We start from the raw sequence: 23,617 nt of genomic DNA, 5'->3' as shown, positions 1-23,617 counted from the left end.
ATGTTCAAGTTATCTCGTCGAGAAATGCTCCAGAGTTCCAGTGCCGGGTTTGGTGCACTCGCTCTGCACTCGTTGCTGGCAGAAGAAGCTCAGGCAGATCAAAGCACTCGTTTACCGCAATTTGCTCCGAAGGCCAAGCGAGTTATCTTTCTGTTCATGAAAGGGGGACCATCTCAGGTAGATACATTCGACTACAAACCCCTGCTGCAAAAGAGTGACCACAAGGACTTTCCTTTTGAGAAGCCCCGCGTGCAGTTCGCGCCCACGGGAGAACTCCTCGCGTCTCCCTGGAAATTTCAGCGATACGGGGAAAGTGGCATCGCAGTCAGCGAACTATTTCCGCACGTTGCTCAATGTGTCGATGATTTGTGCATTCTCAATTCCTGCCACGGTACCAACCCGGCACATGGGGGAGCCAGTCTGAAACTGCATACCGGAAGCGATACGTTCGTTCGTCCCAGCATGGGGTCCTGGGTTACCTATGGCTTGGGAAGTGAGAACAACAATCTTCCCGGCTTCATTACCATTTGTCCGACACTCGCTCATGGAGGCACAAAAAACTGGAGTTCTGCATTCTTACCAGCAGCCCATTCTGGCACTCCTTTGGGGAATGCCAGTCAGACTTCAGAACAGGCCCGAGTCAAATTTATCAACAACGAACATCTCAGTCCCGTTCAGCAACGCCAGCAACTGAATCTGACACAAGCCTTGAATCGAAACTTTCAAGTCACAACGGGACCAAATCCGGAACTTGAGGCGAGAATTCAATCGTTTGAACTCGCCTTCCGCATGCAATCACAAATGCCTGAAGCACTCGACCTGGCAACAGAATCCCAATCGACTCATGAACTTTATGGCACCAATGAACCGGGCACCGCCGATTTTGGTCGTCAATGCCTGATGGCCCGACGCTTTGCAGAACGCGGCGTTCGCTTCGTGCAGGTGACGCACAGCAACACAGATCGACAGTGGGATCAACACGGAAATCTCCGCAAAGATCACGAAAAAAATGCTGCTGAAGTCGACAAACCGATTGCAGGCTTGCTACGCGATTTGAAACAGCGAGGCCTGCTGCAGGATACGCTCGTCTTGTGGGGCGGCGAATTCGGTCGAACGCCCACCTGCCAGGGAACAGGTCATGATGGACGCGATCATAATCCTGAAGGGTTCACAATGTGGATGGCTGGTGGCGGAGTCCGAGCCGGTATTCAATACGGAGCCACCGACGACTACGGATTTTATGCGATCCGAGATAAAGTCCACATTCACGATGTCCACGCGACAATGCTGCATCTGCTTGGTCTCAATCACGAGGATCTCACCTACCGCCATGCCGGACGCGATTTCCGTTTAACCGATGTCGCTGGTCACGTCGTTCACGACATCATTGCCTGACTGAGCGATTCTCAAAGGATTGCGACATTACGTGTGCATCTGTCAGTTCAAGAGCATATTCAAAAATTACCTGCAGTGTTCGACAGGGGCAGGCATAGCGGTTTTAGGACAATACGTGTCCAAGCGACTGCAGAAACCATTTGAATATGGTCTATCGCTCTTGCATCCCTTACAGGTTCAATGATTCCTCAGAGACACGCATCACATTTTCTCCGATAATCTTACGAATCTCTTCGTCACGATACCCTCGCTGGACCAGCCCAACAGTAAACAATGGCCAGTTGGTCCAAGCCAGGCTTTGTGTCATTTCTGATGTCGTCTTAAAGTTATCATTTGGCCAGAGAGATCGAAATTCATCCCGTTGACGGGGTTGTCGTGGAACCTTTTTGTTTTCCACAGAAGCATATTGTGAGTTGTGTTCGACATCGGTGCCAATAGCAACATGCTCGACTCCAAAATTCTTAGTCACATGGTCCACATGATTGAGTAGCATTGCAATGTCGCCACTTCCTTTCAGGAAACGGGGGATACAGCAAATGCCAATGAGTCCACCGGAATCAACGATCGCACGAATCACGTCATCAGGCTTGCTGCGGGCATGGGGTTGAGAATCCAACGCGGCACAGACCGTATGACTGGCAACGACGGGTTTACTGGAATGTCGGGCGGCTTCCAGGCTTGTTCGCCAGCCCGAGTGTGCACAATCCGGAATCACGCCAACCCGATTCATCTCCGCAATCACACTGCGACCAAAATCACTCAGGCCTGCATTGGATGTCTCCCCGCAGCCGTCACCAATCATATTGCGTCGCTGATACGTCAAATGCATCATGCGAATGCCCAATTGAAAAAAGATCCGCAAGTATCGTAATTCATCAGGAACGGAATTCCATTGCTGTGTGAGAGGAACACCATTTCCAGTTAAATACAGGCAGTGCCTGCCTGCACGTTTCGCCTCTCGGATTTCCTCGGGGCTCGATGCTTTGCTGACGACAGATTTCAGCATATCGGTCACATAAGTAAAGCGGGCCAGCCGTTTGATCAACCGGAGTGGATCCTGTCCTTCTTCCCCTGCATTTTGAAAAACGCAGGTCACTCCCGAGGCCCGCCAGGCATCGAGATATTCCCTTCTTTCAGAAAGATCGGAAATATACCGAGTCATCGTCATTTCTTCACGAAGATCCTTCAACTCCTCATCAGATGCTCCCGCTTCAATTGCCTGTGCAATCGCGTCCCCATCAATCGCTGCCCGAGGCGAGAATCCATAGGAGTCGAACACAATCGACTCAGCATGCAATCGCAATCCCCGTTCAAGTTCTTTACTGGTCGGCTTCAGAATCGACAAAGCCACCTCCCGGGCATGCTGCATCGTCGGTGTCAGTTTCTCAGACAGAAGATCCTCGGGATTGGAGCCCTGGCTTATCTTCGACTCCAGCATCCCGGCATAAGTTCGATTTACGATTAGTCCTGCTGTTAAACCAATTGCCGATCGGATCAGTGTGCGTCGTTTCATTCGTGTTTCCCTCTGTAAACTCACTGAAAATGCGTTGCGAATCATGCAGTGACTCCTCCACATGATATCAATTCAGAGACTTGTTTTACGATGCTAACCAAGCCGTTCTATCAAGATATCGATTGTCTTATGAGAAATTGCCGACCACAACGAAAGTTCGTAGAGATCGGTCTGCCTATGAAAAGACCCCCTGTCAATCCAGACATGACTTGTCTTGAGCTCCATCCCCAATGCGAGCGGAATTTATTACGCATTTGCCTTTCCAGATATTTCATGTCAAACTAAATGAGTTGACTGACAAATTGAAATCAGATTTTCAAACTGCAGTTTGAAGTCGATATCCTCCAATTGAAATCTAATTAAAGAAATAGAGAAAAATGACCAATACAAAACATTTTCTTCAATTCCTGATGCTGATGAGCATTGTTTATTCGGGAACTGTCTCAGAAGTCTCCGCAGATGACAAAAGTCTGAGCACCGGTTTTCAGTTGCAGGACATTGAAGGTGACCACCTGGATGTCACTTACAATGGCAAGCCGGTCGGGAGATACATGTATGATCTCGATCTCTCCAGCGATGAGAAACGCCATGAAACTTACAAGCCATTTTTGCATGTCATGAATCCTACAGGAGAGGCTCCGATTACCAAAGGAGCAGGCGGTCAGTTTACGCATCATCGAGGGATCTTTCGCGGCTGGGCGAAACTCAAATTGAACAATGAGCAATACGATACCTGGCACATGAAAAAAGTAGTGCAGAAACATGTTCGTTTCACGGGCAATCAATCCAATGCCGAAGAAGCGGCTTTCACTTCCGTCATTTTGTATCGTACAGATGATGGCAAGGCTCTCTTCGAAGAAGATCGCACGATGAGCTTCAAGACGCCTCCCCAAGGTGGTTTTGCAATGATTGATGTGACATCGATTGTCAAAGCAAGACAGGGCAAGCTCACGCTCGATGGCGATCCCGAACATGCCGGTTTACAGTTTCGGCCTGCCAATGAGGTCGAAAAATCAAAGACCAGATACTGTTTCCCAAAAGAGAATGCAGATCCTAAAAAAGATCGGGATTATCCCTGGGTTGCAGAGTCCTTTGTCGTCGAAGGCAAGCAATACAATGTGATCTACCTCAACCATCCGGAGAATACGAAAGGGGCGATCTTCTCAGCCTATCGAGACTACGGGCGTTTCGGAGCCTGGTTTAAGACCGACATCCCAGAGGGGGCATCGGACACCACTCAGGTTCGCTTCGTAATCACGGAAGGGGAGATGCCCACACCGGAATTTATCCAGCAACAATACAATACCTACACCGGGAGCGACGCGCCCGTTCCGAGTGTAACCATTCAATAATCTGAAACACGCCACAACTTGAAATTTCAACGTTAACTTCGCAGGGATGAATGAATATGAATTCGAAACTGAATCGACGCGATGCGATCAAAGCCACTGCAGCACTGACCGCTGGTCTGTATCTCGGAACTCAAACGAAATCGAATTTTGCTCTCAGTGCGAATGAGAAGATTAACATAGCCTGCATCGGTGTCGGTGGTCGAGGTTTCGCGAACGTGAATGGATGTTCGAGCGAAAACCTCGTGGCTTTCTGCGATGTCGATGAGAATCGAGCAAGCCAGGCGTACGAGAAATTTCCAAGTGTCAGGCGATTCACCGATTTCCGCAAGATGTTCGACGAAATCGAGAATGAGATCGATGCCGTTGTCGTCAGCACTCCCGATCACACCCACTTTCATCCTTCGATGTGGGCCTTACTTCGCGATAAGCACCTGTACTGCGAAAAGCCTTTGGCACATAATGTGTGGGAAACCCGCACAATTACCGAGACCGCTCGCGAGAGAAATCTGGCCACTCAATTGGGTGCTCAGCGTCATGCAAAGCTCAATATGCGTCGAGTTGTCGAAGAAATTCAGGCTGGTGCGATTGGTGTTGTACTCGAAGTTTACAGTTGGATCGACAGCAGCCGAGGCATGCCAGACCCTATTACCAGCACGAAGCAAGCGCCGGACACGCTCGATTGGAATCTCTGGCTCGGACCAACCACAACCGAGCGTGGATACACCGATCAACTATGCCCCTACAAATGGCGGTTCTGGTGGGATTACGGAACGGGTGAAACTGGCAATTTTGGTTGTCACATTCTCGATATTCCCTTTTGGGCCCTGGATCTCAAATATCCGACACAAGTCGAAGCCTCTGGGCCTGAGGTTGATTCGGAACGAACTCCCAAAAGTATGACGACAAAGTTTCAGTTCCCAGCCAATGAGAAACGACCTGCTCTCACCTTGCACTGGAGCCAGGGAAAGCCGGAGTTTGCCGAGAAGAAAAAGTACGATGTGAAAGGCCTTAATACTATTTTCGTTGGGACGAAGGGAGTTTTGGCCTGCGGTTTTGATGAACGCAAACTCTTCCCGGCAGATCAGTTCGAGAACTACGAAAAGCCTGAAAAAACGATTCCCGACTCGCCTGGATTTTATCACGAATGGTTCAACGCGATTCGTGGCGGAGAACCGGCCAGTTGTAACTTTGACTACAGCGGCCCGCTCAGCGAGACCGTCATGCTTGGCAACGTCGCCTATCGCAGCGGTGGGTTTGCCTGGGATGCGAAATCACTGAAGACCATTGGCAACGACCAGGCCCAAAAATTGATTCGTGAGCCGTTTCGCAAAGGCTGGGAGATTTGATCGCTGAGTTAACATGAAGAATCTTTCGGGGCCACCCGCGAATTGATCTCGCCTACAAATACCTTTCCAGCCCCTGCTCCTTCATCATCTCTATCAATTCCTTAATTGCATTCTCGTCCGATTTATCCGCGACAAAGGTCGCATCTGGTGTATGGACGATGATGCAGTTTTTGAGGCCGATGGTTGTGACCAGATGCGTTTCGTTTGAGCGGATGATGCAGTCTTTGGTATCGAAACCGACATGGGCACCAAGGATGGTGTTGCCGTTGTCATCGGTGCCAATCAGGCGGTGCATCGCCTGCCAGCTGCCGACGTCGTCCCAGTTGAACGAAGCTTCCACGACCGCGATGTTTTCCGACTTTTCCAACACCGCATAGTCGATGGAAATCGAAGAACAATCTGGAAACCATTTTGCCAGGGTCGATTTGTAATGTTCGGAGCCGAGACTGACTCGGATTTCATCGAGAGGCTCGGCTATTCGAGGCTGATGAATAGCCAGCAAGTCGAGAATTGTTTGCGCCTTCCAGACAAAGATGCCGCAGTTCCAGAAGAAGGTCCCCTGCTGCATATAACTCTGAGCGGTTTCGTAATCGGGCTTCTCGCGAAAACTGGAAACCTCATAAACATTCGCAGCCGACTCCTCATCGAGACGGGCGCCGCGTTCAATGTAACCAAAGCCGGTTGAAGGAAACTCGGGAACAACACCGAATAACGCGAGTCGTTCTTCATCGTTTGCAATGATTGATTCCGCAACGCGAACCGATCGATGAAACTCCTCTTGCGGCTCGATCACATGATCAGCCGGCATCAATAACATGACCGCCTCGGGATCTTTCGCCAGCAGATGCATGGCAGCCAGTCCGATACAGGGAGCCGTGTTGCGGGCGACGGGCTCGATCAGAATGTTCTCAGCAGGAATTTCCGGGAGCTGTCCAGCTGTCGCTGCGGCTTGAGCCTGATTCGTCACCACCCAGGTGGACTCCAACTCGACAAGCCCCTCGCAACGATCGACTGTCATCTGAATCATCGACCGATCACTCGTGAGATTCAACAATTGCTTAGGCAACGTCTTCCGACTCAAAGGCCAAAACCGCGTCCCACTCCCTCCCGCCATAATCACCGCATGCAACATCTATCCATCCCATCTGTTTCTGTTCGCTACGTGCAAGTCCATTCTGTAACATATTGAAATCATAACCCGAAGCGTCATCGAGGGGAAAGCAGACGTTCTTCATAAAACTCAATCGCATAAATTAGAGTGACAAAAACGAAAAGTGAATCCATACTATGAACTCGGAGTCTTTAACGGTATAGATCGTCTTTTACATTATGATGGATGCGGATTGTTTACATTGAAAATAGTCACAAGTGCATAGTCAAATTCAATCGGACTGAACCTCTTGAGTAAAAAACGACAACAGCAAACCACCGGGATTCCTAAAGGAGCTGTCCTGGCCAAACGCTCGCAGCAGGTTCCCAATAATTCCTACGATCCTGCCCCGACTTATTACATCGACAAACCATTTGTTTGCATCGACTGCGGCCAGCAGGAAGTCTGGACGGCTCTGCAGCAGAAGTGGTATTACGAGGTGGCCAAGGGATCGTTATACGCCACTGCTATTCGGTGCAGGTCCTGCAGAAAGAATCGCTCCGATCCAAACTACGTCAAGTCAAGCCCTGTCGTTATTCGGAATGGGAACAGCCTGATCAAGCACGTACATTCCGAAATTAATTCTGCGATTGAAATCGCAGGATTTAAATTCCAGGGAAAATCCCGATTGCCTGCAAGGGATTCTTTTTCTCTTGATTATTCAAGAGTGGATCTCACTTTAACATGCTGGTTTGATTCCCCAAATTCGGCCTTGATCGCAGAGTCAATCGACCCATCCGCAAACTGCATACAGATCGCCAGAGTTTTGATCAACTCGCCGGTCTCAGGGGTAAAATTACTCGACCGCATTTCGGTTTTTACTGGAGCCGTCGTTCAATATCTGGAATCTCTTGCGCCTGCATAGCAGAATAAAAAGAAAGATAACGAGTACCATTTGAAAACCGGAGAGATCGGTCAAAAACGGTTCGTCAACTTGCAACACTCATCATCGAACTGATTTTGAAATTGAACCGCAGGGTGACATGCCAGGCTAACCAAATCCGTGATTTGTATATCGTGTCAACATTACAAAGAACACGACATCGCTTCCCGGATTACGAAATCGGGGATGCCGATTCCGACCACGTGTATGTCACCGGTCTGCTGAGGACCCTTGTTCTTCCGCAGGCCATTTTTATTGGCTGCGAAAGTTACAGTCGCAGTCGCATTCACGCAGCAGCCAAGAATTTCGCCGGAGTCGGCATCAAGTCCCGAGGGAAGATCGATAGCCAGCTTGTTGCTCTGGGCGGCGTTGATCAGCGAAATCATGGATGCAAATGGTTCACGAACTTCCCCGTGGATTCCTGTACCGAGCATCGCATCCATGATCCATTCTGCTCCGTCGAATGACTCTCGAATGGATTCGGCATCTCGGTTTGGATCGACAATACGATGTGAAATGCCAATTTTATCGACGATTTCAAAATTGGTGCGGGCATCCTCCGATAATTCGTCGGGCGGGAAGAGCATCAGCAACTCCACCTCTTCCTGATGAATGTGCAGATGTCGGGCAATGACAAACCCGTCACCAGCATTATTTCCTTTGCCACAGACGATGACTGTCGGCCCGTTTTCGATACACTCGACCAGAAAAATCTCCGCACACCCACGCCCGGCGTTTTCCATCAGCACGAGGCTAGGAACTCCATATTTCTCGATGGCGAGTTGATCGACCCATCGGGACTGCTTCGAGGAGAGTACGAGTTCATCAGGCATACGTATTTGAATTTCGTTAACGGGTGAGAAAGTTTGACTCTGTTCGTAAACCTTCTGCATTCAACTCTCAACCGATCTCCTCAATGATTTTCGGAATCAGTTTCGCCAGGCGAGCTCCCCCTTTGGCGGCGACTTCGAGGATTTTGGAGAGTTCGACAGGTTCGAGGGCATCGGGGAGGCAGAGGTCGGTAACGACAGAAAAGCCGAGGACACGCATCCCGGCATGAGCCGCGACGATGACTTCGGGGACTGTGGACATGCCTACACAATCGGCTCCGTAAGCTTTCAGCATACGATACTCGGCTCGGGTTTCCAGATTCGGCCCCGGCACGGCAACGAAAACGCCCGTTTGAGCAGGGACCTGTAATTTCAAGGCCGCTTGCTTGGCTATGTCGATCAGTTCGCGGTCGTAAGGAGCGGACATGTCGGGAAAGCGGGGACCGAGAGAATCGTCGTTCACGCCTCGAAGGGGATTCTCGGGCATCAGGTTGATGTGATCTTCAATGATCATCAGATCGGCCAGTGAATATTGAGGATTCATTCCGCCGGCAGCATTCGTGACAATCAAAATTTCGCAGCCGAGTTGTTTCATCACGCGAACGGGAAATGTCACTTCTTGCAGGGAGTAGCCTTCGTAGTAATGGAAACGACCTTCCATGGCCAGAATATTCTGACCAGACAGTTTTCCGCAAACGAGTTGCCCCTTGTGTGACTCGACCGTTGAACGGGGAAAGTGGGGAATTTCTTCATAAGGCAGAACGGCTTGCTTATCGATCTGTTCGGAAAGTCCTCCGAGACCGGTGCCGAGGATCAAACCGATTTTGGGTTTGTCCGAATAAGCTTTGGAAATGGCGTTCGCAGCCGATTCGATTTGGGAAGCCAGATGCATCATGGTGTTTCATTCTGTTATTCAGCTGCGCAAAAAAGAGGGGGACGAGATTTGTGCTCATCCCCTCCAGTAATTTCAACCGTTTTTTGAACGGTTCTCTATTCAAGTCTCAGAGTACATCGGGAACGATTACTGACCTGCAGATTCTGGTTCCACAATCTGCGGGACGATTAATAATCATCATCGTCGTCGAAATCGTCCAGATCATCGTCGTCATCGTCGTCATCATCTTCGTCATCGAAATCGTCTTCAAAATCTTCATCGAGATCGTCATCGTCGAAATCATCATCGTCGAATTCATCTTCAAATTCGTCATCGAATTCTTCGTCTTCATCATCATCGAAGTCGTCATCTTCGTCTTCTTCATCGTCATCGCCGACGAGATCTTCAAAATACTCTTCATCATCTTCAATGATTGCCATTGGTGTATAAAGATCCATGTACCCATCCCACTCGGTAATGGGATCGGCGAAGTGTGAAGTTAAATCCTGGACGACGTCCGCCATGTTGAAAATCCTCTGCAGCAACGAATGTCAACGTGATATCGATAGTTCAGCTCTAACCAGTTGAGCTGGTTGAATCTCCTGAACCCTGTCTCCATTTTGAGATCGCCAACACAGCGAAAGAAAATGACAAACAGCTTTCAACGGTTTTATGTGTGTATAGGTATTAACTGTCAAGCGTAATCCGAAGATTTTCCAAATTTCTTTTCCAAGCGTCTGCAGACTTTACAATCTTAACGACTGAAAATCGCCAGTATTGTGTCGCAAAAATTGCTCTTCGTGAATGCACAAGTCGAATGATACACTGTGAAACTGAGGCAATTTCCTGCTGCCTTTAACGTCTGCTCCAGACGCCCCCACCTAACAGTAAGCTGAGATTTTTGTGGCTCAACCCTATTCCCATTCGTTTCCTGATTTTGGAGTATTATGCGATGAGACTCGCTTCTGGGTCATTCATCGTCGGAATTGCTATGGCCCATTCGATTATCAGTGGAGTACCGATCTGTATGGGCTGGAGTTGCTATATCAGGGAGAAAAATTCGGGGAATGCTGCAATTCTGAGCAGTTTTTTGCAGATTTAAAACCCTATCAGTTGCCAACCCGCGTAACCGAAGTCGCGATGACGGTCGTTGGTGCGATCATTGCCTGCAATTTCGAAGCCGTCAGTGGGAGTGATCGACTCGACCATGTCTCAAAAATGCTGCTGAGTTCAGGTCTGGAAAAATATGAAATCTCACTTCTCGATCGTTCCGCTTAGCACAGAAATCACACGGAGAACGCGAGAATGAATTTAGTCAATTTCAGTAAGGTGAGTTTCTCACTCTTTTCGGTAGGTCTGATTCTCTCGATCAGTGTAATCGCCGGATGCAATACGATGCTCGACACTTTTCTTCCCGTTCAGGACCGCAAAGCTGGTTTCGCCAGGGAAGAACAGCATCGGGAACAATTCATCGAAACTCGAAAGCCAGCAGATATCCGCTGGCTCCTCAAAAACAGTGTCAAAAATGGCATGAGTAAAGCCGACGTAGATCGCGTTATGGGTGAAGACGGGGAACGGGAGTTCAACGATTCCAATCTATTGGCTAACGAAGGGCTGTATCGAGCCGACGACAAGATTTATCGCTGGGGACCCGACCGGGATGGGAATTCCTATATGCTGGTCTTTCGCGATGGGCATCTGATTAATTTCGAGAATTTCAGCGAAGAATGGGATCAGTGAGCAGTACTGCCGAAAGCCGACAAACAACTCAAGTGGTGACTTAACAAAGTAAACTCAGTTATTGATTAATCTGTTGCGAGAATATTCATGAAGACATTCCTGACCGTTTTGCTGGCCGTGTTCCCTGTGATCGGGGCTGCCTGGGCATCCAGCAGTCCATCACCAAAAAAGTTTACTGCACCAGGTTCCCAGAAAGAACTTGCGATGCACATTCACATGGTGCATATGCGGGAAGTCGATCTGCGTGAAGGGAAGGCGGTCGCCGAGTTCAGCTTCCACAATGCCAGCCAATCTCCATTGACAATTTCCAAAATCAAACCAAGTTGTGGATGTGTCACGATACGAATGCAAGAACAGGAGGCTTTCCAGCCTGGTGAAAATCATAAGTTTTATGTGGAAGTCGATACTGCCGGCGAAACCAGCGGATTGCACGAATATACCATCGACATTGCCTATCACACAGAAGATTCAAAGACTTCGGAACAGGAAAAGGTCCTGTTCCGTGTGGAAGTCCCTGAGAAAAAAGTCACCGTGAAGCCTCGCGCGTTAATTTTCTATCAACTGAGCGAACAGAAAACGAAGCAAAAGGTTACATTGACTGATTTTCGCGATCGATCTCACTTCGAGGTGCTGGAAATTGCGAGCAGCCTGGATTCGATTCAAATTGAAAATCAGCAGACAGGCCAGGATGAGCATGGTCATTTACTAATCACGTTTGATGTGACCGTCTCTGGCAAAGTTCCTTCAGGCCGCCAGACGCAGCAAATATCGGTCACGACAACGGATGCGGAGTTCTCTCTGATCAAAATCCCGGTTCTGCTCTATGGGCCCCAGGCAGAAACCCAGAAGAATTGAGCACTGGAGTAATTTGAAACACTACTACTCTGTTCCAACTAAGAATTAGAGTGGCACTGGCTTTGCCAGTGTATCGTAACTTCAGTTTCAGTATCGACATGCACTGGCGGAGCCAGTGGCACACAACTCGAAGTTTCAATTGGAGCTGTGCACTTCTCTCCTATTCGATAGTCAATCACGATTCAAAATGCCATACTGACTGATGATATTTATCAGTCAGGAGGAACTGTTTTGAGTCAGAATATTGAGAGCCGCATTCAGGAATTGCGGGACGAAATCAATCGGCATAATCGCCTGTACTATGTAGAAGCACGCACCGAAATTCCCGACCGGGAATTTGACCAGCTCCTGCATGAGTTGATTGATCTCGAGAATCAGCATCCGGAATTGCGAACTCCGGACAGCCCGAGCCAGAAAGTGGGCGGAGCCCCGATTGAGGGGTTCACTTCAGTGCCACACCGAGTGCCGATGCTCTCGATCGATAACGTTTTTGAAACGTCTGGCATCGTCGATTTTGACCAGCGGATTCGCAAACTGCTGGATGTCGAATCGGTCGATTACACGCTCGAATACAAGATCGATGGTGTTGCCCTGGCTGTGATTTATGAGCAGGGAATACTCGTCCAGGCTCTTACACGGGGGGATGGCCAAACCGGGGATGATGTGACTCACAACGCCCGTACCATTGGTGGGATTCCGTTGACATTGCAAAGTAAAAACGTCCCCGAACGACTGGAAGTTCGGGGAGAAGCCTATATCGCCAATTCCGACTTTGCGATTCTGCGTGCTCAACAGGAGGAAAGTGGCGGCCTTGTCCATGCAAATCCTCGCAACAGCACAGCCGGTGCATTGAAGTTGCTTGATCCTGCTCTTTGTGCGAAGCGCAAAGTTCGCTTTCTTACGCACGGAATCGGCGATGTGCAGGGGCTCAATTTTGAAACACACATGAATTATCTGGAAGCGATCCGGGAATATGGCTTACCGACCACTCCGGGCATTCGCCTCTGTCACGGAATTGACGAGGTTCTGCAACAAGCTGAAGTGATGATGGCGGCTCTGCACGAGCTGGATCTGGAAATAGATGGACTCGTCATTAAAGTCAACAATCTGGCTCTGCGAGAGGAACTGGGAAACAACAGTAAGAGTCCCCGCTGGGTAGTGGCCTATAAGTGGGAGCGATATGAAGCCGAAACGCAGATTGAGTCGATCAGCATTCAAGTGGGAAAAACAGGAACGCTGACCCCCGTGGCTAATTTAGCACCCGTCGAAATCGCGGGTACAACGGTTTCCCGATCAAGTTTACACAATCGGGATGAAGTCGAACGACTGGGAGTCAAAATTGGCGATTGGGTGATTGTCGAAAAAGCGGGCAAAATTATTCCACATGTGGTTCGCGTAGAACTGGAGCGACGTTCAGGTGAGGAGCTCTCGTTTGAGTTTCCTGCAAACTGTCCCGAATGTGGTACGAAAGTTATTCAGGACGAGGGTGGGGTTTACATCCGCTGCCCGAATCCTAACTGTCCAGCTCGTCTTCGCGAAAGTATCCGATTTTTTGCCTCACGACAGGCGATGGATATCGAAGGTCTCGGGATCAAGCTGATTGAACAGTTAATCGATGCCGGCTTAGTCAAAAATCTCGTCGATATTTACGACTTGCATCAACAGCAGGATCGACTCTTGGAGCTGGAACGGTTTGGACAGAAGTCTGCAGAGAAATTGCTCCAAGGAGTCGAAAACTCAAAGCAGCAACCGGTTTGGCGATTATTGACCGGACTGAATATCCGACATGTCGGTGTCAGCAACGCACAAGTCTTGATGTCTCATTTTCTTTCGCTCGAGCAAATCAGTCAGGCCACTGAGGAAGAATTGGCTGCAATCGATGAAATCGGCCCTGTCATCGCCGCTTCCGTCTCAGACTTTTTTCATTCTTCATACGGACAGTCGCTGATTCAGGAATTGAAGAGCCGCGGGGTACGAGTCGAGGAAGAACGTGAGCAAACCACAGCAAATTCTACTCAGGTGCTTCAGGGGAAATCGATCGTCGTCACAGGGACTTTGCAGCAGTTTACTCGACAGGAAATTCAGGACGCCATCCGAGAGCATGGTGGAAAAGCAGCGAGCAGCGTTTCCAGCAAAACGGATTTTGTCGTAGCTGGCGAAAATGCAGGAAGTAAGCTGGCCAAAGCTCAAAGCCTGAATGTTTCCATATTGAGTGAGGCAGAATTTCTGAAGATGATTTCAGAATATTCATCCTAATTCCCGGAAAGCCCCTATTGACTCCAAATAATTCCCCTTCAATATGAAGCTAATCTGTGAGATATGTGCATCATGAAGGAATGGCTATTCCTCTCCATTATGCTCATATTCACTTGATTACCTCAAGGCCCTATGTTAAAAGTAAATTGTATAGCGTTTAGCTATCCAACCTTCGGCGCGGATATCGTCCCACGTGATCCGAAGTGAACCCTGAGATGGGGACAAAACCACTGATTCAATGCAGGAGAATCAAACTATGCGTACATTTCTGAGCGTTGTGGCTATCGCCATGTTGGTCGTTTCTGTTTCTGATACCGCAGAAGCACGTCGTCGTTGCCGTACCCGTTGCTACACACCTTGCTACAGCAGCTGCTATAGCTCATGCAACACAAGTTGCTACAAATCAAGCTGTTGCTCAACTTCAAGCTGTTGCACAACTTCCAGCTGCTGCTCAACATCAAGCTGCTGCTCAACATCCAGCTGCTGCACAACTTCATGCTGCGATGCATGTGGCAAAAGCGAATGTGTCTGCGAGACAAAAAGCGAAGGCAAAGGCTATGATGAAAAGCACGAAGACGCTCATCACAAAGCTGACAAAGCAGAAAAGACTGAAAAAGCCGACAAACCTGAAATGAAAAAGAAAAAAGCCGAAAAAGTTGTCAAAGACAAAAAAGCCAACAAAGGCGATGTTGGTAAAAAAGCAGCTGACAAGACAAAAGAGTAATTTTCATCTTGTCAGATTAACCGCCTGGGGATTCAGCTTGCTGAGAATCACCAACGGTTGCCATGTCATTAAGAAGCGGAGCGATTCATCGCTCCGCTTTTTTTGTGCCATATTTCCGTTCCATGAAACTAAGGCATTGGGAGGTCGCTCCTGCCTGAAGCTGTTACACTGTATTCCTCCATAATATAGCTTTTTGACAGGGTGCTTCATTCCATGGAATTGACCATTCGCAATACAACTTATCATGTAGAAGATCGAGGAACCGGGGCTCCGCTGCTGTTCGTCCATGGATTCCCGCTCGATCATACGATGTGGTCTGCTCAGCTGAATGCCTTCGCAGAGCGATACCGAGTGATTGCCCCCGACTTGCATGGATTCGGCATGTCGACCGGGGTTCGTGAACTGTCTGGTATGGAAGACTTTGCGGACGATCTGCAGGAGATCCTCGCTGCACTTTCCATTACCGAACCGGTCACGCTTTGCGGGTTATCGATGGGGGGATATATCGCCTGGCAGTTCGCTCAGAAATATCCAGAACGACTGAGCCGACTCATTGTCTGCGATACCAAAGCGACCGCTGACACCGAACCAACGCGTGCCAATCGCCTGGAACTGGCAGAACGGGTGCTGAAAGAAGGACCGGAATTTTTCGTCGACGGAATGCTTCAGAAACTCTTCTCGGCTGCGACGATTCAAACCAACTCGCCTGTTGTTGAACAGACGCGAAATGTGATTTTAAAAACCGATCCTCAAGCCATCGCGGCAGCGGCTCTCGGAATGGCCGCCCGGCCAGATATGTCCTCCACATTATCAGCGATAACAGTACCGACGCTCGTGATCTGTGGAGCAGAAGACCAGATCACGACGGTTCTGGACATGCAAAAAATCGCAGAACAGATCCCGAATGCTCAGTTTGAAGTCATCCTCGGAGCAGGGCATATGGCGCCGATGGAAAAACCAGCAGACGTGAATGATATCATTACATACTTTCTCGCGGGAACGGATATATAGAGCAATTTGCTCTACCGCAAAGCATCGTCAGTCAGGCATGAACTGACGCAGTTCGGCGATCTTCGACTAACCTATCAGGCAGTGCCTGTTCGACAGGCAAATTCACTCACCTCGATTCATCAGGCACAGCAATGACAGTACGAAATATTTTCTTGACCGTGATCGTAATTGTCCTTTTCTCGAATTCACTTTCTGGAAAAGAACCTCATGCCGATTTCGTTTTGCCTGAACGTCTCGATCGAATCACGTGTGGTTCCTGCTCCAAGCAGGATTTGCCACAACCGATCTGGGATGCGATTGTCTCAGCTGATCCAGATCTGTTTATCTATATGGGTGACAATATTTATGGCGATTCCGAAGATCTGAACGTGCTGGCCGAGAAGTGGGGAAAGCAGAAATCACAACCCGGATACTCTGCTTTGCGAAAACAGTGTTCCGTCATCGGCACCTGGGATGATCACGACTACGGTAAGAACGATGCAGGAATCGAATACCCGCAGAAAGCTGGTTCTCAACAACTGTTTCTCGACTTTCTGGATGAACCCGAGGATTCGATTCGCCGGACGCGTGAAGGAGTTTATGCCTCCTATCTTTATGGGCCAGTTGGTCAGCAGGTCCACATTATTCTGCTGGATACCCGCTACTTCCGGACTCCACTTAAGAAAATCATGGATCAATCCCCCACGGCTGAAGGGCATTCCGGGCCTTATGGTCCGACCGATGATCCGAATGCAGACATGCTCGGTGAAGCTCAATGGAAATGGCTGGAGGAACAACTGCAGGTACCTGCTCAACTGCGATTGATCGTCTCCAGTATTCAGGTGTTACCTCTCGAACAGCGATACGAAAAATGGGAAAATCTTCCGACTGAACGAGCACGTCTCTTGAAGCTCATTGAGAAAACGAACTCCGAGGGAGTCGTTTTTCTGAGTGGAGATCGCCATGCAGCCGAGTTCTGCAAGCTTGATCGTGAAGGAAATTATCCACTAATGGAAATGACCTCCAGCAGTTTGAATGCTCCGCGAAAATATCAGAACGAACTCAATTCGTTGCGTTATGGCCTCTTGTATAACGAAGTCAATTTTGGAAAAATCCTGATCGACTGGGAAGTGGAATCTCCAACAGCAGTATTCAGTGTATGTGACATTGAAGGCCGGCCGATGCTGCAGGTTCCTGTTACGATTCCCTCGCTTCAACGAGTGACCGATTGACAGAGACTGTCTGAAAATACAAGATGGAGTCTTGCGGGTTGTTCCATATAAGACTTCGGGGCGTGTGCCAGTGGCACACTATTATTTATTGGGAACAGAGCACTATACCGCGTTCCAAATGAAAACCGGAGAAATTCAACAATTTGTAAGAACACTGGTTCGTGCCAGAGATATAATGGAAAACAATCAAACCCGGGTGGCGGGGGCGCTCTCGAAGAGAAGCCCCCGAATGATTAAATGTCCGGGGGCTTCCGCTGAAGCGGAGCGCCCCCGCCACCCCGGAAGACCTTTTCAAGATCTATAAGGAAATCAGGTTTCTAATTGGAACAGAGAACTAGTACCTCAATTCATTTGAAATTGTCCATTGCGTGGCCATGCGGGAGATATGAAATTTCATTGTTCGACATTAGCATGCTCACGCAAGCGTGAGCATGGCACCCACAAAATCGATTGAATCATGGTACTAGTAGAAAATTGACACCATAACACATAACAAAGCCCGGACAGGGCAAGGCTCGCCATGAAAATTATCGATCCCCATATTCACGTCTCCGCCCGCACAACCGATGATTACGAAGCAATGGCCGCAGCCGGGATTGTTGCTGTCATTGAACCGGCTTTCTGGCTCGGCCAACCTCGTACCAGCGTGGGAACCTTTCAGGACTATTATTCGAGTCTGGTTGGATTTGAACGATTTCGAGCCGCTCAATTCGGTATTCGGCATTACTGCACAATCGGTCTGAACTCCAAAGAGGCCAACAATGTTCCGCTGGCGGAAGAGGTGATGGAAATCCTGCCGCTCTATCTGGCAAAAGAAGGAGTGGTTGCGGTCGGGGAAATTGGCTTTGACGACATGACCGATGCCGAGGAGCGTTTTCTGAGAGAACAGATCATCCTGGCTCAACAGGTTGAGCTTCCCGTCATGATTCACACCCCGCACCGTAATAAAAAGCAGGGAACGCAGCGGAGTATGGACATCGCCGAAGAACTCGGGGTCCCGCCGCACATGGTTGTGATCGATCACAACAACGAGGAAACCGTTCAGGAAGTGCTCGATCGAGGCTTCTGGGCTGCCTTCACGATTTATCCAAAGACAAAAATGGGTAACGAACGGATGGTGGAAGTGGTGCGGAAATTCGGATCGGAGCGAATTATCGTCGATTCCTCAGCCGACTGGGGCGTTTCCGATCCCCTGGCCGTGCCCAAAACTGCGAAATTAATGATAGATCGTGGCATTCCGCAGAAGGATGTCGAACTGACCTGTTATGGGAATGCTTTGGCCGCTTACGGACAAAGTGGACAATTCAACGAGGAAGACTGGCTGAATCCGCCTGCAATCGACCAACGAAATCTGTTCTCTGGAAACAGTGTCCTCCGCGGCCAGGAACCTCGGGTCGACACAAATGACTCGGAACAGTTAATCTCTTAAGGTGTAAATGTTCGATCGACAGGCTGGAAGCCTGTCCTATTGATGCTCTCGTTGTTGATGGATCACAAATGACTTCGGACTTGGAAAAACCTGCGAAACCGAAAGGCCGTTGGCAACGCCCTTTGGCACTGGTCGCTATTTTTGCAGCCATGCTGATTGGCTTTGGAGTTTCCTGGGCTGCGGGTAATTTTCAGCAAATCGAATACTGGCGTTATCGTGAGGTAGCCAAGTACGATCATAATCGAAGTGATTTTACGCAGGGTTTGCTGGTTCACGAGGGTATCCTCTACGAAGGCACGGGGCAGTTTGGACAGTCAAAACTGCAGCGGGTTGATCTCGCGACAGGGCGCGTATTGAATTCGGTTTCACTCAATAAACAGTACTTCGGTGAAGGCATCGCGATTGCCAATGGCGAACTGTTTCAGCTGACCTGGAAAAACCGCATTGCTTTTGTTTACGACCCCGAAACTTTGCGGCTCACACGAACTGTTCGCTATGCCGGTGAAGGCTGGGGGCTGACGTTTGATGGCGAATCGCTGATCATGAGCGATGGCTCGGCGACGCTTCGGTTTTACGATCCCAAAGAATTCAATGTTCAGCGACGAGTTACCGTTCACGATGGCAAACGCACGATTGATGATTTGAATGAACTGGAATACATTCAGGGTGAAGTGTGGGCGAACATCTGGCATCAGGATAACATCGTGCGGATTGATCCCAAAACGGGGCGTGTCAAAGGCTATGTCGACCTGGGCGGGTTGAAACCTCTTTCTGTCCGACTCAATCGAGAAGCGGTTTATAACGGAATTGCCTGGGACGAAGTGAATCGCAAATTGTATGTCACCGGAAAAAACTGGCCAAATTTATTCGAGATTCAAGTGACGGAGTAAATTGGTCTACGGTCAATGGAGAATCGTTTGCATGGGTGGCGGGGGCGCTCTCGAAGAGAAGCCCCCGAATCGTAGAACTTCCGGGGGCTTCCGCTAAAGCGGAGCGCCCCCGCCACCCTCATCAATCAAATCATGTGACATGATCGACATCGAATCATCAACACTGAAATAACAACAAGGAAGTCGTTTTGACGAACGCGATTTATTACGTTCTCGCCCAGACCGTTGATGGGAAACCAGCCATGGACTGGCAGCAGTTGCTCGAAGCGGGCGGGGTTGTTGGTTATATCATCATCGGAATGAGTGTGGTGATGGTCACATTGATCATGCAAGACCTCCTCATGCTGCGGCGTGGGAATCTGGCACCGGTCGCGCTGGCTAAACAGGCTCATGAATTGATCACTGCAGGCCGACTTCAGGAAGCCAATCAGCTATGCCGAGACAATCCCTGTTTTCTGGGAGATATGATTCAGGCCGGTCTTTCTGAAATTGAATTGGGAAATAGCGTCGTGGAGAAAGCACTGGAAGATGCCAGTGCCGAACATTCTGCACGCATGATGCGGAAAGTCGAATATCTCAACGTCATCGGCACACTCACTCCCATGCTCGGATTGCTCGGCACCGTCTGGGGAATGATTCAGGCGTTTCTTGAATTTCAGTCGCAGGCCAGCCCGTCCGTTTCGGAATTTGCTCCCGGAATTTCCTTTGCTCTCGTCACAACGCTAATGGGTCTGAGTGTCGCGATTCCGGCTCTGGGATGTTTTGCATTGCTGAGAAATCGGGTTGATGAAATGGTCTTCGAAACTTCGCTGCTGGCCGAGCAGGTTTTCGCAGGATATCGAAAAGCTCGACTCAAACGGAAAGTGGTTTCTCAAGCTCCCGCCTCGACAAAAGGGACGACATGAAACCGGCAGTCGCCCGACGATCCCGTTCGCTAAAATTTGCGATCACGCCGATGATTGACATCGTCTTTCTGCTGATCATCTTTTTTCTGGTCGCGACTCACTTTGTGAAAAGTGAAACCCTCGAAACTGTCAATCTGCCTGAAGCGACTCAAGCTGAGGATCCCGAGACGATTTCTCCACGACGAATGACAATCACCATTCTGAGCAATGGCTCTTACTTGCTGGCTGGCCGCCAATTACCGTGGTCAGAGCTGGAAGCAATATTATTGCAAGTCGAAAAAACCCGAAACGCGGATGATCCTGAACAGGAGGTTCGCATTCGTGGCGACGCAGCAGCCGAGTATCGATTCATCAAACCGATTCTCGAAACCTGTGCGAAGGCGAATTTGCGAAAAGTCAGTTTTACGGTTGTGCCAGAATCTTAGTGCATCCACGTGTTAATGACTTTCAGTGAAAGTAGTAAAGCACGACAACGGAGTGCGTTGAAGTTATTTGACACCCATAATAGAACTCTGAAAGGGTCGGAGGAGAATAAGCAATGCGAATCCGCTCTGTGCTGACATCTGATCGTGATCTTGGCGAAGACCAGACGATGACGCCGATGATCGACATTGTGTTTCTGCTGCTCGTCTTTTTTGTCTGCGTGGCGACCGACCAAGTGGTCGAAATGTCCCTGCCGACAGAACTGGCCAGCGGAAGTGTCGATGCTCAGCAAACTGAACCGACCGAAAGCTGGGTGACCGAAGTGCGACTCCGGCTGTTCCAGGGCCCGGAAAACTCCCGCAGTCTGATTGAAATGAATGGACGCATTTTCACTTCATTCGAGGAGTTCATTCCAACTTTGAAAGCTCTCTCGGAAATTTCGCGGGACAGCCCTGTTCTGCTCGATATCGAGGACGATGTCCCCCTTGGTGAAGTTGTTCAGCTGTACGACGCCTGCCGCTCGGCTGAGTTTGAACTGATCAATTTCGTGATGGATCGCCCCGCGACATAAGCCGATCTCTTAAACTATTTATAGTTATTGATGAGTGGCTGACCTACATTTTTCAACATGTTCACCCAACCCTACAAGCACGAAGCGCAAGCGAGTGTGTGCAATTCGCCTGATGGACACACTTGCTTGCGCTTCGTGCTTGTAATTGCTGTGATGATATCCCGCTAATTGATGCAGAATTGAGGAAACTCCATTGAGGAATCTCTTCCCTGTGGATGCAAACGTCTCCTGAAGCGATTATACTAAATTGCTCATTGCAGACATTGAGTCGTACAAAACGACACCATCATTACTTGAGAACTCGCAAGAATACAACAGGATGCTTCCTTCTATGAAAATTCAACCCGGAGAGACAAAGCTTGGTTTTATCGGTACTGGCGTGATGGGCAAGAGTATGGCTGGTCATTTGATCGATACCGGCTTCTCTTTGTCGATATACTCACGAACCAAAGAGAAGTCTCAGCCTCTGCTCGATAAGGGAGCTTCCTGGTGCGAGAGTCCCAAAGCGGTAGCGGAAAATTCCGATGTCGTCTTCGCGATTGTTGGCTTTCCGAGTGATGTCCGAGAAGTTTTTCTTGGTGAAGAAGGCATGCTGGCTGGTGCCAAGAGTGGCACAGTGCTTGTCGATATGACGACCAGCGAACCTTCACTGGCTGTGGAAATTTATGAAGCGGCAAAGGCAAAACAGGTTCATGCGGTCGATGCCCCAGTTTCCGGTGGCGATGTCGGTGCGAAGAATGCAGCTCTTTCTATCATGATTGGCGGCGATGAAGAGATCGTTTCCGCTTTACAACCCTGCTGGGAAGCGATGGGGAAAACGATTGTTTATCAGGGGAAAGCGGGTTCTGGTCAGCACACAAAAATGGTGAATCAGACGTTGATTGCCACCGGTATGATCGGCGTTTGCGAAGCATTGCTCTACGGATACAAAGCAGGTCTCGACTTGGAAACGGTCATGAAATCGGTCTCTTCTGGTGCAGCCGGGAGTTGGTCACTGGCCAATTATGGTCCACGCATGATGGGCAACGATTTCGATCCCGGTTTCTTTGTTGAGCATTTCATCAAAGATATGGGGATTGCATTGGCGGAAGCTCGACGCATGCAGATTTCGTTGCCCGGCCTGGCATTGGCTCAACAACTATACATTTCGCTCCAAGCGATTGGTCATGGACGTGATGGTGTTCAGGCCTTGATTCTGGCGTTGGCCGAAATGTCGAAAATCGACTGGAAATCTCGCTAATTCGAGGCATGTCTGAATCAAATCCAATTCAAATCGAACCTCACACTACGAGTTCTGTCCGACCATAAAACAGAACTTTTTTTTGACAGACGAAAAACAGGTTATCAAATGGCACGACAAGGCGAGATGTTTCGGGGAGTGACTGTGGCGTTGGTCACTCCCTTCCGAGATAGCAAAGTCGATGAGGCAGGGCTGCGTAAACTGGTCGATCAGTTGATCGAAGCCGGTGTCGATGCTCTGGCTCCTTGTGGCACGACTGGAGAAAGCCCGACACTTTCCCATGATGAGCACGACCGCGTGATTGCGATCACTTGCGAGCAGTCAAATGGTCGCGCCAAAGTGATGGCAGGGACTGGCTCGAACAGTACGGCTGAGGCCATTCGTCTGACGAAGCAGGCGAAGAAAGCAGGAGCCGATGGAGCATTGATCGTCTCTCCTTACTACAACAAGCCGATGCAGTCCGGCTTTTACGAACACTACAAAGCGGTTGCCGAGGAAGGGGAACTGCCGGTTGTTGTCTACAACATTCCTGGACGATCTGCCAAGAATATCGAACCGGAAACAATCATCAAGCTGGCGGAACTGGAGAACATCGTCGCAGTCAAAGAAGCAACCGGTTCAATGGATCAGGCGTCTCAGGTTCTGGCCGCCACCGAATTGACCGTGCTCTCAGGCGATGACAGCCTGACTTTGCCGTTGATGTCTCTTGGTGCCAGTGGTGTCGTCTCAGTAGTTGGGAATATTGTTCCTGAAGATGTCAAAGCGATGGTCGAAGCGGCCAGCGCAGGCAATTGGGACGAAGCCCGCAAGCTGCATTACAAATTGTTTGGCTTGTGTCGGGATATGCTCTCGCTGGCGACCAATCCAATTCCAGTCAAAGCCGCGATGAAAATCCTCGGTCGCGATACGGGCGACTTACGTTTGCCACTGACATCTCTTGAACCGGCTGGCATTGAAAGCCTGAAGAATACTCTGGACAACTATGGATTGAAGTCCTGAATCTGTTTGTCATGATTAAA

At 49.4% G+C, this 23,617-nt stretch carries 23 protein-coding genes; 18 read left to right on the top strand and 5 right to left on the bottom strand.

Translation table 11 applies throughout. The annotated features are described in order from the left end of the window. Window positions 1–1,395 (top strand): DUF1501 domain-containing protein, encoded by a 1,395-nt coding sequence (locus Pan54_RS16905; protein WP_146504602.1) that lies wholly within the window; start codon window positions 1–3, stop codon window positions 1,393–1,395. Between the two features lie 169 nt (window positions 1,396–1,564). On the opposite strand, the gene Pan54_RS16900 is transcribed toward Pan54_RS16905, so the two are convergent. Further along, complete coding sequence (locus Pan54_RS16900) at window positions 1,565–2,908, bottom strand: dipeptidase (RefSeq protein WP_242631355.1); 1,344 nt, start codon at window positions 2,906–2,908, stop codon at window positions 1,565–1,567. A gap of 377 nt (window positions 2,909–3,285) precedes the next feature. Here Pan54_RS16900 and Pan54_RS16895 point away from each other — a divergent pair, with 377 nt between their 5' ends. Beyond that, window positions 3,286–4,260, top strand: coding sequence for a DUF6807 family protein (locus tag Pan54_RS16895; protein ID WP_146504601.1), 975 nt, complete (start codon window positions 3,286–3,288; stop codon window positions 4,258–4,260). A gap of 56 nt (window positions 4,261–4,316) precedes the next feature. Next, window positions 4,317–5,606, top strand: coding sequence for a Gfo/Idh/MocA family protein (locus tag Pan54_RS16890; protein WP_146504600.1), 1,290 nt, complete (start codon window positions 4,317–4,319; stop codon window positions 5,604–5,606). Window positions 5,607–5,658: 52 nt separating this feature from the next. Here Pan54_RS16890 and Pan54_RS16885 read toward each other — a convergent pair whose 3' ends face one another. Continuing rightward, on the bottom strand, window positions 5,659–6,720 hold the full coding sequence (locus Pan54_RS16885; RefSeq protein ID WP_242631474.1) for a mannose-1-phosphate guanylyltransferase: 1,062 nt from the start codon (window positions 6,718–6,720) through the stop codon (window positions 5,659–5,661). Window positions 6,721–7,006: 286 nt separating this feature from the next. Here Pan54_RS16885 and Pan54_RS16880 point away from each other — a divergent pair, with 286 nt between their 5' ends. Continuing rightward, window positions 7,007–7,621 (top strand): zinc-ribbon domain-containing protein, encoded by a 615-nt coding sequence (locus Pan54_RS16880; RefSeq protein WP_207310164.1) that lies wholly within the window; start codon window positions 7,007–7,009, stop codon window positions 7,619–7,621. 161 nt (window positions 7,622–7,782) lie between these two features. On the opposite strand, the gene Pan54_RS16875 is transcribed toward Pan54_RS16880, so the two are convergent. The 3 genes from Pan54_RS16875 to Pan54_RS26120 form a co-directional block, all read right to left on the bottom strand. Continuing rightward, window positions 7,783–8,532: an NAD(P)H-hydrate epimerase gene (locus Pan54_RS16875; RefSeq protein WP_146504597.1), complete on the bottom strand. Its 750-nt coding sequence runs from the start codon at window positions 8,530–8,532 to the stop codon at window positions 7,783–7,785. A gap of 7 nt (window positions 8,533–8,539) precedes the next feature. Then, complete coding sequence (locus Pan54_RS16870; RefSeq protein WP_146504596.1) at window positions 8,540–9,364, bottom strand: purine-nucleoside phosphorylase; 825 nt, start codon at window positions 9,362–9,364, stop codon at window positions 8,540–8,542. Between the two features lie 167 nt (window positions 9,365–9,531). After that, window positions 9,532–9,867: a hypothetical protein gene (locus Pan54_RS26120; RefSeq protein ID WP_207310163.1), complete on the bottom strand. Its 336-nt coding sequence runs from the start codon at window positions 9,865–9,867 to the stop codon at window positions 9,532–9,534. A gap of 379 nt (window positions 9,868–10,246) precedes the next feature. Here Pan54_RS26120 and Pan54_RS16860 point away from each other — a divergent pair, with 379 nt between their 5' ends. The 14 genes from Pan54_RS16860 (at window position 10,247) to dapA (ending at window position 23,597) form a co-directional block, all read left to right on the top strand. Beyond that, complete coding sequence (locus Pan54_RS16860; RefSeq protein WP_146504595.1) at window positions 10,247–10,621, top strand: hypothetical protein; 375 nt, start codon at window positions 10,247–10,249, stop codon at window positions 10,619–10,621. Window positions 10,622–10,648: 27 nt separating this feature from the next. Further along, the gene (locus Pan54_RS16855; RefSeq protein ID WP_146504594.1) at window positions 10,649–11,083 is read left to right on the top strand and encodes a hypothetical protein; all 435 of its coding nucleotides are present in this window, start codon (window positions 10,649–10,651) and stop codon (window positions 11,081–11,083) included. An 87-nt stretch (window positions 11,084–11,170) separates the two neighbouring features. Next, on the top strand, window positions 11,171–11,938 hold the full coding sequence (locus Pan54_RS16850; protein ID WP_146504593.1) for a DUF1573 domain-containing protein: 768 nt from the start codon (window positions 11,171–11,173) through the stop codon (window positions 11,936–11,938). A 231-nt stretch (window positions 11,939–12,169) separates the two neighbouring features. Continuing rightward, window positions 12,170–14,194: an NAD-dependent DNA ligase LigA gene (gene ligA / locus Pan54_RS16845; protein ID WP_146504592.1), complete on the top strand. Its 2,025-nt coding sequence runs from the start codon at window positions 12,170–12,172 to the stop codon at window positions 14,192–14,194. A gap of 238 nt (window positions 14,195–14,432) precedes the next feature. Beyond that, a complete protein-coding gene (locus Pan54_RS16840; protein WP_146504591.1) occupies window positions 14,433–14,918 on the top strand; it encodes a hypothetical protein in 486 nt (161 codons plus the stop codon). Between the two features lie 213 nt (window positions 14,919–15,131). Beyond that, window positions 15,132–15,929 (top strand): alpha/beta fold hydrolase, encoded by a 798-nt coding sequence (locus Pan54_RS16835; RefSeq protein ID WP_146504590.1) that lies wholly within the window; start codon window positions 15,132–15,134, stop codon window positions 15,927–15,929. 131 nt (window positions 15,930–16,060) lie between these two features. Continuing rightward, window positions 16,061–17,140 (top strand): alkaline phosphatase D family protein, encoded by a 1,080-nt coding sequence (locus tag Pan54_RS16830; protein WP_146504589.1) that lies wholly within the window; start codon window positions 16,061–16,063, stop codon window positions 17,138–17,140. A 520-nt stretch (window positions 17,141–17,660) separates the two neighbouring features. Next, window positions 17,661–18,569 (top strand): TatD family hydrolase, encoded by a 909-nt coding sequence (locus Pan54_RS16825; RefSeq protein ID WP_146504588.1) that lies wholly within the window; start codon window positions 17,661–17,663, stop codon window positions 18,567–18,569. Between the two features lie 68 nt (window positions 18,570–18,637). Beyond that, the gene (locus Pan54_RS16820; protein WP_146504587.1) at window positions 18,638–19,459 is read left to right on the top strand and encodes a glutaminyl-peptide cyclotransferase; all 822 of its coding nucleotides are present in this window, start codon (window positions 18,638–18,640) and stop codon (window positions 19,457–19,459) included. A gap of 188 nt (window positions 19,460–19,647) precedes the next feature. Continuing rightward, a complete protein-coding gene (locus tag Pan54_RS16815) occupies window positions 19,648–20,364 on the top strand; it encodes a MotA/TolQ/ExbB proton channel family protein (RefSeq protein ID WP_146504586.1) in 717 nt (238 codons plus the stop codon). After that, window positions 20,361–20,789 (top strand): ExbD/TolR family protein, encoded by a 429-nt coding sequence (locus tag Pan54_RS16810; RefSeq protein ID WP_146504585.1) that lies wholly within the window; start codon window positions 20,361–20,363, stop codon window positions 20,787–20,789. The genes Pan54_RS16815 and Pan54_RS16810 overlap by 4 nt, the downstream gene beginning before the upstream one ends. 113 nt (window positions 20,790–20,902) lie before the next feature. Continuing rightward, complete coding sequence (locus Pan54_RS16805; RefSeq protein WP_146504584.1) at window positions 20,903–21,358, top strand: ExbD/TolR family protein; 456 nt, start codon at window positions 20,903–20,905, stop codon at window positions 21,356–21,358. A 331-nt stretch (window positions 21,359–21,689) separates the two neighbouring features. After that, entirely contained in the window at window positions 21,690–22,598 is a 909-nt protein-coding gene (locus tag Pan54_RS16800; protein ID WP_207310162.1) for an NAD(P)-dependent oxidoreductase, read from the top strand. A gap of 108 nt (window positions 22,599–22,706) precedes the next feature. Continuing rightward, window positions 22,707–23,597 (top strand): 4-hydroxy-tetrahydrodipicolinate synthase, encoded by an 891-nt coding sequence (gene dapA, locus Pan54_RS16795; protein WP_146504582.1) that lies wholly within the window; start codon window positions 22,707–22,709, stop codon window positions 23,595–23,597. The last annotated feature ends 20 nt before the right edge of the window (window positions 23,598–23,617 follow it).

This window comes from Rubinisphaera italica (assembly GCF_007859715.1).
Taxonomy (GTDB): domain Bacteria; phylum Planctomycetota; class Planctomycetia; order Planctomycetales; family Planctomycetaceae; genus Rubinisphaera; species Rubinisphaera italica.
This window is presented reverse-complemented; position numbering and strand designations above follow the sequence as displayed.

Bases quoted from the DNA above. Each gene is read 5' to 3' on its own strand.
- Pan54_RS16905 (WP_146504602.1), top strand. From the start codon at position 1: ATGTTCAAGTTATCTCGTCGAGAAATGCTCCAGAGTTCCAGTGCCGGG.
- Pan54_RS16900 (WP_242631355.1), bottom strand. From the start codon at position 2,908: ATGAAACGACGCACACTGATCCGATCGGCAATTGGTTTAACAGCAGGA.
- Pan54_RS16895 (WP_146504601.1), top strand. From the start codon at position 3,286: ATGACCAATACAAAACATTTTCTTCAATTCCTGATGCTGATGAGCATT.
- Pan54_RS16890 (WP_146504600.1), top strand. From the start codon at position 4,317: ATGAATTCGAAACTGAATCGACGCGATGCGATCAAAGCCACTGCAGCA.
- Pan54_RS16885 (WP_242631474.1), bottom strand. From the start codon at position 6,720: ATGGCGGGAGGGAGTGGGACGCGGTTTTGGCCTTTGAGTCGGAAGACG.
- Pan54_RS16875 (WP_146504597.1), bottom strand. From the start codon at position 8,532: ATGCAGAAGGTTTACGAACAGAGTCAAACTTTCTCACCCGTTAACGAA.
- Pan54_RS16870 (WP_146504596.1), bottom strand. From the start codon at position 9,364: ATGATGCATCTGGCTTCCCAAATCGAATCGGCTGCGAACGCCATTTCC.
- Pan54_RS26120 (WP_207310163.1), bottom strand. From the start codon at position 9,867: ATGGCGGACGTCGTCCAGGATTTAACTTCACACTTCGCCGATCCCATT.
- Pan54_RS16855 (WP_146504594.1), top strand. From the start codon at position 10,649: ATGAATTTAGTCAATTTCAGTAAGGTGAGTTTCTCACTCTTTTCGGTA.
- Pan54_RS16850 (WP_146504593.1), top strand. From the start codon at position 11,171: ATGAAGACATTCCTGACCGTTTTGCTGGCCGTGTTCCCTGTGATCGGG.
- Pan54_RS16840 (WP_146504591.1), top strand. From the start codon at position 14,433: ATGCAGGAGAATCAAACTATGCGTACATTTCTGAGCGTTGTGGCTATC.
- Pan54_RS16835 (WP_146504590.1), top strand. From the start codon at position 15,132: ATGGAATTGACCATTCGCAATACAACTTATCATGTAGAAGATCGAGGA.
- Pan54_RS16830 (WP_146504589.1), top strand. From the start codon at position 16,061: ATGACAGTACGAAATATTTTCTTGACCGTGATCGTAATTGTCCTTTTC.
- Pan54_RS16825 (WP_146504588.1), top strand. From the start codon at position 17,661: ATGAAAATTATCGATCCCCATATTCACGTCTCCGCCCGCACAACCGAT.
- Pan54_RS16820 (WP_146504587.1), top strand. From the start codon at position 18,638: ATGACTTCGGACTTGGAAAAACCTGCGAAACCGAAAGGCCGTTGGCAA.
- Pan54_RS16810 (WP_146504585.1), top strand. From the start codon at position 20,361: ATGAAACCGGCAGTCGCCCGACGATCCCGTTCGCTAAAATTTGCGATC.
- Pan54_RS16805 (WP_146504584.1), top strand. From the start codon at position 20,903: ATGCGAATCCGCTCTGTGCTGACATCTGATCGTGATCTTGGCGAAGAC.
- Pan54_RS16800 (WP_207310162.1), top strand. From the start codon at position 21,690: ATGAAAATTCAACCCGGAGAGACAAAGCTTGGTTTTATCGGTACTGGC.
- dapA (WP_146504582.1), top strand. From the start codon at position 22,707: ATGGCACGACAAGGCGAGATGTTTCGGGGAGTGACTGTGGCGTTGGTC.